The 12,854-nt window shown below is 73.4% G+C and carries 12 protein-coding genes and 1 pseudogene; 11 read left to right on the forward strand and 2 right to left on the reverse strand.

All coding sequences use genetic code 11. The features are described from left to right. Nucleotides 1-83 precede the first annotated feature (83 nt). Nucleotides 84-1,682, reverse strand: a complete 1,599-nt coding sequence (locus H0S67_RS07850) for a PucR family transcriptional regulator (RefSeq protein ID WP_246355207.1) — start codon at nt 1,680-1,682, stop codon at nt 84-86. Between the two features lie 124 nt (nt 1,683-1,806). On the opposite strand from H0S67_RS07850, the gene H0S67_RS07855 reads away from it, so the two are divergent. The 11 genes and pseudogenes from H0S67_RS07855 to rocD all read left to right on the forward strand — a co-directional run bounded on the left by H0S67_RS07855 (nt 1,807) and on the right by rocD (nt 12,475). Beyond that, the gene (locus H0S67_RS07855) at nt 1,807-3,342 is read left to right on the forward strand and encodes a CoA-acylating methylmalonate-semialdehyde dehydrogenase (protein ID WP_180936140.1); all 1,536 of its coding nucleotides are present in this window, start codon (nt 1,807-1,809) and stop codon (nt 3,340-3,342) included. A 94-nt stretch (nt 3,343-3,436) separates the two neighbouring features. Next, nucleotides 3,437-3,598 (forward strand): annotated as a pseudogene (locus H0S67_RS26540) (aminotransferase class III-fold pyridoxal phosphate-dependent enzyme); the annotation flags it as partial. Beyond that, the gene (locus H0S67_RS07860; RefSeq protein WP_246355208.1) at nt 3,583-4,773 is read left to right on the forward strand and encodes an aminotransferase class III-fold pyridoxal phosphate-dependent enzyme; all 1,191 of its coding nucleotides are present in this window, start codon (nt 3,583-3,585) and stop codon (nt 4,771-4,773) included. The pseudogene H0S67_RS26540 and the gene H0S67_RS07860, both read left to right, overlap by 16 nt. Continuing rightward, nucleotides 4,674-6,059 (forward strand): NAD(P)/FAD-dependent oxidoreductase, encoded by a 1,386-nt coding sequence (locus H0S67_RS07865; RefSeq protein ID WP_180936141.1) that lies wholly within the window; start codon nt 4,674-4,676, stop codon nt 6,057-6,059. Before H0S67_RS07860 ends, H0S67_RS07865 begins: the two co-directional genes overlap by 100 nt. 90 nt (nt 6,060-6,149) lie before the next feature. Continuing rightward, nucleotides 6,150-7,337 (forward strand): 4Fe-4S dicluster domain-containing protein, encoded by a 1,188-nt coding sequence (locus H0S67_RS07870; protein ID WP_180936142.1) that lies wholly within the window; start codon nt 6,150-6,152, stop codon nt 7,335-7,337. Further along, a complete protein-coding gene (locus H0S67_RS07875) occupies nt 7,330-7,806 on the forward strand; it encodes a cyclic nucleotide-binding domain-containing protein (protein WP_219635554.1) in 477 nt (158 codons plus the stop codon). Before H0S67_RS07870 ends, H0S67_RS07875 begins: the two co-directional genes overlap by 8 nt. Further along, entirely contained in the window at nt 7,796-8,653 is an 858-nt protein-coding gene (locus tag H0S67_RS07880; protein WP_219635555.1) for an FAD/NAD(P)-binding protein, read from the forward strand. The genes H0S67_RS07875 and H0S67_RS07880 overlap by 11 nt, the downstream gene beginning before the upstream one ends. Further along, on the forward strand, nt 8,653-9,456 hold the full coding sequence (locus tag H0S67_RS07885; protein WP_180936143.1) for an NADH-quinone oxidoreductase subunit B family protein: 804 nt from the start codon (nt 8,653-8,655) through the stop codon (nt 9,454-9,456). Before H0S67_RS07880 ends, H0S67_RS07885 begins: the two co-directional genes overlap by 1 nt. 9 nt (nt 9,457-9,465) lie before the next feature. After that, a complete protein-coding gene (locus H0S67_RS07890) occupies nt 9,466-10,779 on the forward strand; it encodes a Ni/Fe hydrogenase subunit alpha (protein WP_219635556.1) in 1,314 nt (437 codons plus the stop codon). Then, complete coding sequence (locus tag H0S67_RS07895) at nt 10,776-11,237, forward strand: hydrogenase maturation protease (protein WP_180936144.1); 462 nt, start codon at nt 10,776-10,778, stop codon at nt 11,235-11,237. Before H0S67_RS07890 ends, H0S67_RS07895 begins: the two co-directional genes overlap by 4 nt. Then, complete coding sequence (gene rocD / locus H0S67_RS07900; RefSeq protein ID WP_425489898.1) at nt 11,234-12,475, forward strand: ornithine--oxo-acid transaminase; 1,242 nt, start codon at nt 11,234-11,236, stop codon at nt 12,473-12,475. The genes H0S67_RS07895 and rocD overlap by 4 nt, the downstream gene beginning before the upstream one ends. Here the strand turns inward: rocD and H0S67_RS07905 are convergent. Beyond that, the gene (locus H0S67_RS07905; RefSeq protein ID WP_180936145.1) at nt 12,457-12,822 is read right to left on the reverse strand and encodes a cupin domain-containing protein; all 366 of its coding nucleotides are present in this window, start codon (nt 12,820-12,822) and stop codon (nt 12,457-12,459) included. The two genes, rocD and H0S67_RS07905, sit on opposite strands and share 19 nt — an antisense overlap. Nucleotides 12,823-12,854: the final 32 nt, after the last annotated feature.

Consider the following 12,854-nt stretch of genomic DNA (forward strand, 5'->3'; position numbering starts at 1 on the left):
CCACCTGTTCCGCCTCGTGCCGGAACGCTATCGGGACCACGGGGCCGCGCGACTCGTCTGCCGAGGGGAGATCTGCCGGACGGTCAGGAGCCGGCGACCAGCTCGTCCGCGATGAGCGCGGCGTGCAGCGAGACCCGGATGTCGGGGTCGTCGAGACGGGCACCCAGCAGCGACTCGATCTTGGCCAGCCGGGCGTAGAAGGCGGGGCGCGACAGGTGCAGGCTCGCGGCCGCGTCCGACTTGCTCGCGGGGTGCTGCACCAGGGCGCGCAGCGCGTCCAGCAGGGTCGTGCCGTGCTGTTCGTCGTGGCGGCGCAGCGGGTCGAGCTCGCGGGCGACGAAGAGCCGGAGCCGGTCGTCGTCGCCGAAGAGGGCGAGCAGCCCGCGCAGGTGGACGTCCTCCAGCCGGTGCACCGACCGGTCGGCGGTCCCGGGACGCACCGCGTCCGCGACCTGCCGGGACTCGCGCAGGGTGCGGTCCGCGGCCTGGAGCGAGGCCGCGGCGCGGCCGGCGGCGACCACGACCTGGTGGCGACGTGCCAGGTCGGTGGCCAGCCGATCGACGGTCGCCGCCTCGGAGGCGTTCGGCGCGACCGCGAGCAGGACCCGGACGTCGTGGTCCATCTCGCTGATCAGGGCCGGGGTCCTGCTCTCGTGCGCGGCGTGGACCACCGCGGCGAGCACCTCGCCGCCGGAGGACCGCCGGCTCGAGGCGCCGGTGCCGTCCATCGCCGGACGGGGTCGGATCGTCAGGCCCACGTAGCCTCGCCGGGCGGTGGGGAAGCCGGCGAGCTCGCAGCGGCGTACGACGTCCTCCGCGGTGGGATCGGACTGGAGGGCCAGCAGCAGCTCGTGGTGCGTCCGCCGGACCACGTTGTCGCGGTCGCGGTCGTGGAGGCGGTGCAGCGCCAGCGCGGCGGCGCCCCGCTCGACCAGCGCGATCTGGCGCTGCGAGGGCGGTGCCGGCGCCTGGAGGACGAGGCGCCCCCAACCCCTTTCGCGCGGCCCGAGCCGGGTCAGCAGCCAGCCCTGCTGCTCGTCCCACACGGTCCGGCCGGGCAGCTCGACACGGGACGACCGGGCCTGCCAGTCGTCGAGGAAGCCGGCCACGTCGCCGGGGCCGGCGAGGTAGTCGAGGACCTGGTGCTGCTCGCTCTCGAGGACCACGGCGGCGCCGGCCAGCCGCTGGACCGCGGTGAGGATCTCGGTCGGGTCCGCCTCGGCGAGGCTGAGCGCGGTGAACGTCTCGTGCACGCGCTCGGCGTCGCGCAGCTCGGCGAGCTGCTCGTCCACGACCCGCTCGCCCACGGCCTGGGTGATCGAGGCGAACCGGGACACCCGCGCCAGCTGCACCAGCGGCAGCGAGATGCGCCCGCAGGCCTCGACGAGCACCGGGGGGAGCTGGTGCCGCCAGCGTCGCCCCAGCTCGACCATCAGCCCGGCGGCGCCCACCTCACCGAGGCTCTCGGCGAACGACGTGAGCCCGCGCTCGTTGTCGGGCAGCGCGATGCCGGTGGTCAGCACGAGGTCACCGTCGCGCAGCAGCGGGGCGATGTCCGCGAGCTCGGTGGCGTGCACCCACCGCACCCGCCGGTCGAGCTCGTCCTCGCCGGCCAGCACCGTCGGCTCCGCGCCCCGGATCACCGGCATGGCCAGCACGTCACGGACGGTCACGTCGGGCACGGGGCGGCTCCGGTGGGTGAGTGCCCGACAGATCGTCGGGATCGGTCCCTCGATCGTACATTCTGTCGAGCCGGTCGGCGCTGGCGCTGCGACAGGATGGACGGGTCACCCAGGAGGAGATCACATGACCGACACCACCGTGCCCACGATCGGGCACTGGGCCGACGGTGCGCCCTTCGCGGGCGCCTCGGACCGGGCCGCCGACGTCACCAACCCCGCCACCGGCCGCGTCACCGGCCGGGTCGCGCTGGCCGGCGAGGAGGACGCCGCGCACGTCATCGCGGCGGCGAGCCGCGCGGCCCGCAGCTGGCGCGAGACCTCGCTCGCGCGGCGAACGCAGGTGATGTTCGCCTTCCGCGAGCTGCTGAACTCCCGCAAGGAGGAGCTCGCCGCGATCATCACCGCCGAGCACGGCAAGGTCCACTCCGACGCCCTCGGCGAGATCGCCCGCGGCCAGGAGGTCGTCGAGTTCGCCTGCGGCATCTCGCACCTGCTCAAGGGCGGCCACTCGCAGGGCGCGTCGACCGGGGTCGACGTGCACTCGACCCGCCAGCCGCTCGGCGTGGTCGGCATCATCAGCCCGTTCAACTTCCCGGCCATGGTGCCGATGTGGTTCTTCCCCGTCGCGATCGCGGCCGGCAACACGGTCGTCCTCAAGCCCAGCGAGAAGGACCCGTCGGCCTCGCTCTGGCTGGCCGCCCTCTGGAAGGAGGCCGGTCTCCCCGACGGCGTCTTCAACGTGCTGCAGGGCGACAAGGTCGCCGTGGACGCGCTGCTGCAGAGCCCCGACGTGGCGGCCATCAGCTTCGTCGGCTCCACCCCGATCGCGGAGTACGTCTACGAGCAGGCGAGCCGCACCGGCAAGCGCGTGCAGGCCCTCGGCGGCGCCAAGAACCACATGGTGGTCCTGCCCGACGCCGACCTCGACCTTGCCGCCGACTCGGCGGTCAACGCCGGGTACGGCAGCGCCGGCGAGCGCTGCATGGCGATCAGCGTGCTGGTCGCCGTCGAGCCGGTCGCCGACGAGCTCGTCGCCCGGATCGCAGACCGCACCCGCACCCTCGTCATCGGTGACGGACGCTCGGATGCCGCCGGTGAGGACAAGGAGTCCGACATGGGCCCGCTCGTCACCCGCGCGCACCGCGACCGGGTCGCCGGCTTCGTGGAGTCCGGCCAGCGGGCCGGCGCCAAGGTCGTCGTCGACGGCCGGGAGGTCGAGGCCCGTGGCGAGCAGGACGGGTTCTGGCTCGGGCCGACCCTCTTCGACCACGTCACGCCGGACATGGACATCTACACCGAGGAGATCTTCGGCCCGGTGCTCTCCGTGGTCCGGGTGGCGTCGTACGACGAGGCGCTGGCGCTGGTCAACAGCAACCAGTACGGCAACGGCACGGCCATCTTCACCAACGACGGCGGGGCCGCACGACGCTTCGAGAACGAGGTGGAGGTCGGCATGATCGGCGTCAACGTCCCGCTCCCGGTGCCGGTGTCCTACTACTCCTTCGGTGGCTGGAAGCGGTCGCTCTTCGGCGACACCCACGCCCACGGCACCGAGGGCGTGCACTTCTTCACGCGCGGCAAGGTCGTGACCTCGCGCTGGATCAATCCCGCCGCCCGTCCCGAGGGTGGCCTCGAGCTGGGGTTCCCGCAGAATGACTGAGACGCACACCGCCCACGACGACGTCGCGCGTGCCTACGAGCTCGACCGCCGCCACGTCTTCCACTCCTGGTCGGCCCAGGCGACCCTCGACCCGATGGTCGTGACCAAGGCCGAGGGCTCATGGCTCTGGGACGGCGACGGCAACCGGCTGCTCGACTTCACCTCCCAGCTGGTCTTCACCAACCTCGGCCACCAGCACCCGCGGATCGTCCGGGCCATCCAGGACCAGGCCGCGACCCTGTGCACGATCGCGCCCTCGACGGTCAACAGCGCCCGGTCGGAGGCGGCGCGGCTCATCGCCTCGCACACCCCGAGGGGCTCGACCGGATCTTCTTCACCAACGGGGAGCGGACGCCAACGAGCACGCGATCCGGATGGCGCGGCTACACCGGCCGGCAGAAGGTGCTCTCGACGTACCGCAGCTATCACGGCGGCACCCAGCTCGCGATCAACGTCACCGGAGACCCGCGTCGCTGGGCCAACGACACCGCCTCGACCGGGACCGTGCACTTCTTCGGTCCGTTCCTCTACCGCAGTGCCTTCTCGGCAAGCACCGAGGCCGAGGAGTGCGAGCGCGCGCTCGCGCACCTCGAGCAGGTGATCGCCCTCGAGGGGCCGAGCACGATCGCCGCGATCGTGCTGGAGTCCATCCCGGGCACGGCCGGCATCATGATCCCGCCGCCGGGCTACCTCAGCGGGTCCGTGAGCTCTGCGAACCGGCACGGGATCATGCTCGTCGCCGACGAGGTGATGTCGGGCTTCGGCCGGTCCGGCCGGTGGTTCGCGATCGAGCACGACGACGTGGTCCCCGACCTGCTCACCTTCGCCAAGGGGGTGAACTCCGGCTACGTGCCCCTCGGCGGGGTGGCGATCAGCGAGCCGATCTACCAGACCTTCGCGGAGCGGCCCTACCGGCGGCCTGACCTACTCCGGCCACCCGCTCGCCTGCGCGGCGGCCGTCGCCACCATCGAGGTGATGGAGGGAGGAGGAGGCGGGTCGTCGAGCACGCCGCGGCGCTGGGCGAGGAGGTGTTCGGACCCGGCCTGCACGAGCTCGCCGGCCGGCACGAGTGGATCGGGGAGGTGCGTGGGACCGGTGTCTTCTGGGCCCTGGAGCTGGTGACCGACCGCGCGACGCGCGAGCCGCTGGCACCGTACGGCGGGAGCAGCCCGGCGATGGCGGCCGTCCTGAAGGCGTGCCGGGAGGAGGGGCTGCTGCCCTTCGCCAACTTCAACCGGATCCACGTGGTCCCGCCGCTGACCATCTCCGCGGAGGAGGCCCGCACCGGCCTCGACATGCTCGACCGCGCGCTCACCCCGCGCGCGCCCGGATGCCTGACCCGGGCGGGGCGCGGGCGATGCTCGCGGGGTCGGTGCTCCGGCCGCTGTGGCTGGACTCCCCGCGACGGCCCGCGCCGCGGCCGGCGCTGACCGGGGCCGACGACGGCCTGGCGGTCCCGCTGGTGATCGTCGGGGGCGGCTTCACCGGGCTCTGGGCGGCGGTGCGGGCCAAGGAGCGCGACCCCGCTCGTGGGGTGCTGCTGCTCGAGGCCGACCGGATCGCCGAGCACGCCACCGGCCGCAACGGCGGCTTCTGCGAGGCCAGCCTCACCCACGGCGAGGCCAACGGCCGGCAGCGCTGGCCCGAGGAGTACGACGAGCTGGAGCGGCTCGGCCTGCGGAACCTCGACGAGATCGCCGCCACCATCGAGCGGCACGGCATCGACTGCGGCTTCGACCGGTCCGGGACGCTCGCCGTCGCCACCCGCCCGCACGAGGTGGCGGCCCTCGAGCCGGACGTCGCGGGCTTCCTCGCCGCGGGGGAGGTGCGCCGGGTCGTCGACTCCCCGACGTACCTGGGCGGCCGCGTCTCCCGCGACGACTGCGCGACCCTCGACCCCGCCCGCCTGGCGTGGGGACTGGCCCGCGTCGCGGAGGGCCTGGGGGTGCGGATCGCCGAGCAGACCCCGGTCGCGGACGTCCGCACCGAGCGCGGCCGCGTCGTCGTCAGCACGCCGCACGCGCAGGTGCACGCCGACCAGGTCGTGCTGGCCACCAACGTCTTCCGTCCGCTGCTGCGGCGGCTGCGGCTCTCGATCGTGCCGGTCTACGACTACGTGCTCGCCACCGAGCCGCTCACGGCTGCCCAGCTCGGGGAGATCGGCTGGACCGACCGGGTCGGCATCTCCGACACCGGCAACCAGTTCCACTACTACCGGCTCACACCGGACGACCGCATCCTGTGGGGCGGCTACGACGCGGTCTACCACTACGGCCGCTCGGTCGACGCCGGGCACGAGGACCGGCCGGCGACCTTCGAGACGCTGGCCCGGCACTTCGCCGAGACCTTCCCCCAGCTCGCCGGCGTCCGCTTCACCCACCGCTGGGCCGGGGCGATCGACACGTGCACCCGCTTCTGCGCGTTCTTCGGGGTCACCCGCGGGCGGCGGGTCGCCTATGCGACCGGCTTCACGGGCCTGGGCGTCGGCGCCTCGCGCTTCGGCGCCGACGTGATGCTGGACCTGCTCGCCGGCGCCGACACCGAGCGCACCCGGCTCCGGATGGTCCGCACCCGACCGGTGCCGTTCCCGCCCGAACCGCTGGCCTGGCTGGGCATCCAGCTCACCCGCTGGTCGCTGGCCCACGAGGACGCGACCGGGCGCCGGAACCTCTGGCTCCGGCTGCTCGACCGGCTCGGGCTGGGGTTCGACTCGTGAGCACCGCCCACGAAGGCAACGGTCAGAGGTCCCTAGCCAGGACGTCGCGCACCTCCCCAGACTGACCTCGGAGAGCAGGGGGGGGCGGACATGACCGACGTGGAGTCCGCCGTCGCCCTCGACCTCGCCGGACTGCAGGCCCTGGTGGACCTGCTCGCAGCGGAGGGCTACACCGTCCTGGGTCCCACCGTCCGCGCCGGCGCCGTGGTCCCCGGGCGCGTGACGACGGTCGACGACCTGCCCCGCGGATGGGGCGACACCCAGGAGCCGGGGAGCTACCGGCTGCGGCGCCGCGACGACGAGGCGCTCTTCGGGTACGCCGCGGACGCGATCAGCTGGAAGTCGGTGCTGTTCCCGTCCCGCGAGCTGATGTGGTCGGGCACGCGCACGGCCGACGGGTTCTCCATCACTGCCGGCGAGGGTAGTGGCGGCCTCGGTGACCCGCCGTACGCCATCCTCGGCATCCGCGCCTGCGACCTGCACGCCGTCGCGATCCACGATCGCGTCCTGCAGGAACGCGCCCTTCCCGACGTCCACTACGCCGCCCGCCGCAAGGACGCCTTCCTCGTCACGGTGTCGTGCTCCGACCCCAGCGGGACCTGCTTCTGCGTGTCCATGGGCACCGGGCCGCGGGCCGAGTCCGGCTTCGACCTCGCGCTGACCGAGCTGCTCGGGGACGAGCACACGTTCCTGGCGCGCGCGGGGAGCGAGCGCGGGAGGACCGTGCTCGACCGCCTCGGCTCGCGACCGGCTGCCGACGGCGAGGTCGTGGCCGCTGACGAGGTCGTCGAGCGCTCGACGCGGCGGATGGGCCGCACCATGGACACCACGGACATCCGGACCCTGCTCTACGACAACGCCGACCACCCTCGCTGGGACGACGTCGCGAGCCGGTGCCTGTCGTGCGGCAACTGCACGATGGTCTGCCCCACCTGCTTCTGTACGTCGGCGGAGGACCACACCTCGCTGGCGGGCGACACGGCCGAGCACTGGCGGGTCTGGGACTCCTGCTTCACCTCGGACTTCTCCTACCTGCACGGCGGGAGCGTCCGCAGCAGCACGAAGTCCCGCTACCGGCAGTGGATGACCCACAAGCTGGCGTCGTGGATCGACCAGTTCGGCACCTCCGGCTGCGTCGGCTGCGGTCGCTGCCTGACCTGGTGCCCCGTCGGCATCGACATCACCGAGGAGGTCGCGGCGATCCGGGCCGACCCGCGGCCCACGGCCGAGCAGACCCCGATCGAGCAGACCCCGATCGAGCAGGGCGGAGGTGGCTGACGTGCGGTCGCTGCAGGAGCTGCTGGCGGAGCACCCCTTCTTCGCCGGCCTCGACGAGGACACCGTCGGGATGCTGGTCGGGTGTGCGCGCAACGTGCACTACCGGCCGGGGGAGTACCTCTTCCGCCAGGGCGACCCGGCCGACCGCTTCTTCGTCGTACGACGAGGTCGGGTGGCGCTCGACGTGCACGGGCCCGGCCGGACCGAGATGGTGGTCGACACCGTCGACGAGGGCGGGGTGGTCGGCTGGTCGTGGCTGGTCCCGCCGTACCGGTGGTTCTTCGACGCCCGCGCGACCCAGGAGGTGTCCGCGGTCGCCGTCGACGCGTCGTGCCTGCGCGACAAGTGCGACCAGGACCCGGCCCTGGGCTACGCGCTGATGCAACGGGTGGCCGGGGTGATGTACCAGCGGCTGCAGTCGGCGCGGATCCGGTTGCTCGACCTCTACGGGACCGATCGTGCCGGTTGACGTCGCGGATCCTGCCACCGCCGCGGCCGACGCCCTGCTGCCGCGGCCCTTCCGCGTCGTCGCCAACCGGCGCGAGACGAGCGACACCGTCACCCTCGAGCTGGAGCCGCTCGACGGCGACGGCCTCGCGTTCGCTGCGGGGCAGTTCACGATGCTGCAGGCGTTCGGGGTCGGCGAGGTGCCGATCTCGATCAGCGGGGACCCCGCCCGGCCGGGTCTGCTGGTGCACACGATCCGCGACGTGGGCGGGGTGACGCGGGCCCTCTGCGCGGCCGAGGTGGGTGACGTGCTCGGCGCCCGCGGGCCCTACGGCCGGGGGTGGGGCGTGTCGGACGCCCGCGGTGGCGACGTCGTGGTCGTCGCCGGCGGCATCGGCCTGGCGCCGCTGCGGGCCGCGGTGCTGGAGGTCGTCCGGGCCAGGTCCGGGTTCGGACGGGTGCACGTGCTCTACGGCGCCAGGACCGAGGACGACCTGCTCTTCGGGGATGACCTCGAGGAGTGGGCGGCCGAGCCGGACACCGAGGTGGCGGTCATCGTGGACCGGGCGGCCACCTCCTGGCCGGGGCGGGTCGGGCTGGTCACCGAGCTGGTCCGGGCGGCGGCGTTCGACGCCCCCCGGACGCTGGCGCTGGTGTGCGGTCCCGAGGTGATGATGCGGTTCGTCGGCGCCGAGCTGACCGCGCGGGGCGTGCCCGCCTCGCAGGTCCGGCTCTCGCTGGAGCGCAACATGCGATGCGGCGTGGGCCTGTGCGGCCACTGCCAGCTGCGCGAGTACCTGCTCTGCGTGGACGGGCCGGTGCTGTCCCTCGACGCGGTCCGGCCGCAGCTCGGCATCCGGGAGCTGTGATGACCACCGTGGAGGCCCGCAGGCCGACGCTCGCGGTGTGGAAGTTCGCCAGCTGCGACGGCTGCCAGCTCACCCTGCTCAACTGCGAGGACGAGCTGCTCGAGCTGGCGGGACGGGTCGACATCGCCTACTTCCCGGAGGCGACACGCGCGGTCGTCGAGGGGCCCTACGACCTCTCGCTGGTCGAGGGATCGGTGACGACCGCCGGTGACGCGGCGCGGATCCAGCAGGTGCGTGCGAGCTCCCGGCGGCTCGTGACGATCGGCGCCTGCGCCACCGCCGGCGGCATCCAGGCGCTGCGGAACTTCGCCGACGTGGCCGAGTTCCGCGCCGTGGTCTACGCGCGGCCCGAGTACGTCGACACGTTGGCGACCTCCACCCCCATCTCCGCCCACGTGCCCGTGGACTTCGAGCTGCGCGGGTGCCCGATCGACCGCGCCCAGCTGCTCGAGGTCATCGCGGCGTTCGTGCAGCGACGCCGGCCCCGGGTCACCGCCGAGAGCGTCTGCGTGGAGTGCAAGCGGCGGGGCAACGTGTGCGTCACGGTCGCCCACGGCACGCCCTGCCTGGGACCGGTCACCCACGCCGGCTGCGGCGCGCTGTGCCCGTCGTACGACCGCGGCTGCTACGGCTGCTTCGGCCCCGCCGACACCACCAACACCGGGTCGCTGAGCGGACGGCTGGTCGAGCTCGGGATGCCGGAGCGGGACGTGCACCGCGTCTTCCGCACCTTCAACGCCGCGGCCCCCGCCTTCGCTGCAGAGAGCGAGCGGCACCCGTCCGCAGCAGGGGGCGCACGATGACGCACAAGGGTGTGGGGGAGGGACGGGAGACGGGAGCTCACCGCCGAGACCCTGGCCCGGGTCGAGGGCGAGGGCGCCATGCGGGTGGTCGTGCACGACGGCCTGGTCACCGACGTCCAGCTCCGGATCTACGAGCCGCCGCGGTTCTTCGAGGCCATGCTGCGCGGGCGTGGGCACACCGAGCCGCCCGACCTCACCTCCCGGATCTGCGGCATCTGCCCGGTCGCCTACGAGATGAGCGCCTGCCACGCGATCGAGGACGCCTGTGGGATCGACATCCCGCGGGACATCGCCCTGATGCGCCGCCTGCTCTACTGCGGCGAGTGGATCGAGAGCCACACGCTCCACGTCTACCTGCTCCACGCTCCCGACTTCCTCGGCTACCCCGGCGCCATCGAGATGGCGGCGGACCACCCCGACGTGGTGGAGCGCGGGCTGCGGCTGAAGCAGGCCGGCAACGCACTGATGACGCTGGTGGGCGGACGTGCCGTCCACCCGGTCAACGTCAAGGTGGGCGGCTTCTACCGGTTCCCCACCAGGGCCGAGCTGCGGGCCCTGCGGCCGCGGCTGCAGGGCGCCCTCGATGACGCGCTCGCAACCGTGACCATGGCCTCGGGCTTCGAGTTCCCCGATTTCGAGCAGGACCACGAGTACGTCTCCCTGCGCACCGACCACGACTACCCGATCGAGGCGGGGTCCTTCGTCACGAGCAGCGGCCACGCCTTCGGGGTCGACGCGTTCGGCGACTGGGTGGCCGAGGAGCACGTGGCGCACTCCAACGCGCTGCACGCGCGGCTGCGGGACGCCGGACCGTACGTCGTCGGGCCGCTCGCCCGCTACACGCTCAACCACGACCGGCTCCCGCCGACGGCCCGCCAGGCGGCCGACGCCGCGGGGCTCGGGGCGACCTGCCGCAACCCGTTCCGCTCCATCGTGGTGCGGGCCGTGGAGATCGTCGTGGCCTGCGAGGAGGCGCTGCGCATCATCGACGACTGGTCGGACGGCCCGGCCACCGACGCAGCCCCGGCCGTGGAGGTGCCGGCGCGCGCCGGCACCGGCCACGGCGCGACGGAGGCGCCCCGCGGGACGCTCTACCAGCGCTACGAGCTGGCCGCGGACGGCACCGTGGTCAGCGCGCAGATCGTGCCGCCCACCTCGCAGAACCAGGCCAGCATCGAGTCCGACCTGCGCGGCTTCGTGCAGGCCCGGCTGCACCTCGACACCGAGGAGCTGACCCGGCAGTGCGAGCAGGCGATCCGCAACTACGACCCGTGCATCTCCTGCGCCACCCACTTCCTCGACCTGACCGTGGACGAGGCATGAGCGCGCTCGTGGTCGGGATCGGCAACCCGTCGCGGGGCGACGACGCGGTCGGGCCGCTCGTGGCCGAGCGCGTCGCCCGGCTCGGGCTGGCGGACGTGGACGTGGTGACCCACGACGAGCCGCTGGCCCTGGTCGAGCACCTCGCCGGGCGCGACGACGTCGTGGTCGTCGACGCCGTGCGGAGCAGCCGCGGACGCCCGGGGACGGTGCACGTCATCCGGGTCGGCCCCGCCCCCCTGCACCGCGACCCCGTGGCGCTGGGCTCCCACGGGCTGGGCGTCGTCGAGGCGGTCGAGCTGGCCCGGGCGCTCGGGCGGCTCCCGCGCCGGCTCACGCTCGTCGGGATCGAGGCGGAGGGCGTCGAGGTGGGGGCAGCGGTGTCGGACCGGGTCCGCGACCGCCTCGAGGACGCCGTCCGCGCGGTGGTGGAGTCGCTGCGGGAGCGGGTGGACCGGTGAACGTCACCCCGATCCAGCTCGAGGACGTCCACGGGGCGCACAACTACCACCCGCTGCCGGTGATGGTCACGCACGGCGAGGGCGCGTGGCTGAGCGACGACGAGGGGCACCGCTACCTGGACTTCCTCGCGGCGTACTCCGCGCTGAACTTCGGGCACCGCCACCCCGCACTGGTGGCTGCGGCCAGGGAGCAGCTGGACCGCCTCACGCTGACCAGCCGCGCGTTCCACCACGACCAGCTCGGCCCCTTCTGCGCCGAGCTGTCGGCGCTGGCCGGCAAGGAGGTCGTGCTGCCGATGAACTCCGGGACCGAGGCCGTCGAGACCGCGCTCAAGGTGGCCCGCCGCTGGGGGCACGAGGTGAAGGGCATCCCGGATGGCACGGCGAGCGTGATCGTCATGGGCGGCAACTTCCACGGACGCACGATCAGCGTCGTCAGCTTCTCCGACGACCACGTGGCGAAGGCCCACTACGGGCCGTACACGCCAGGCTTCCGGTCCGTCCCGTACGGCGACGCGGAGGCGCTGGCCGCCGCCTTCGACGACACCACCGCGGCTGTGCTCGTCGAGCCGGTCCAGGGCGAGGCCGGCGTCATCCTGCCTCCTCCGGGCTACCTGGCCGAGGTCCGTCGCCTCTGCGTCGCGCACGACGCCCTCATGGTCGCCGACGAGATCCAGTCCGGGCTCGGGCGCACCGGCCGGACGTTCGCCTGCGACCACGAGTCGGTGGTCCCCGACGTCTACGTCCTCGGCAAGGCCCTCGGCGGCGGGATCGTCCCCCTCTCCGCGGTGGTCGCCGACCGCGACGTCCTCGGGGTCCTCACGCCCGGCAGCCACGGCAGCACCTTCGGCGGCAACCCGCTCGCGACCGCCGTCGGACGCGAGGTGATCAGGCTCCTGGAGACGGGGGAGCCCCAGCGCCGGGCCGCAGCCCTCGAGGGCACCCTGCGAGCGGGGCTCGAGCCGCTGGTCGGTCGCGGCGTGGTCGGCGTACGCGTGCGCGGCCTGTGGGCGGGCGTGGACCTCGACCCGGCGCTCGGCACCGGCCGTGACCTGTGCGAGGCGCTGGCGAGGCGAGGCGTGCTGGCCAAGGACACCCACGGGTCGTCGATGCGGATCTCGCCGCCGCTCACGATCGAGGAGCAGGACCTGGCGTGGGGGCTCGAGCAGCTGGCCGACGCGGTCGAGGAGCTGGCCGCCCGGCCCCCGCTGTCGAGAACTCAGTCCGGCTTGGCGTAGGCGGCGACGCCGGTGTCCAGCAGGACGCACGCCTCGTCGCCGACCGTCCAGGCGTCGTGGCCCGGCTCGATCAGCACGACGTCACCGGCGTTGATGGTGACCTCGGTGCCGTCGTCGTGCCGCACCAGCATCTGGCCGGAGAGGCAGAAGCCGGTGTGCCGGACCTGGCAGCTCTCGGTCCCGGCGATCGGCTTGACGTCCTCGGACCAGCGCCACCCGGCCTCGAAGACCCCGCGCCCGAGGGTGAAGTCACCCATGGTGACGACGTCCATGTGGCCGTGTGCCTTGAAGGGACGCGTCTCGTCGGGCGCGTCGATGTTGTGGGTGTCGATCGTTGCTGTTGTCATTCCTCCTCCTCGTGGTCACCCCCGGTGGCAGC

This window comes from Nocardioides ungokensis, assembly GCF_013466985.1.
GTDB classification, from domain to species: domain Bacteria; phylum Actinomycetota; class Actinomycetes; order Propionibacteriales; family Nocardioidaceae; genus Nocardioides; species Nocardioides ungokensis.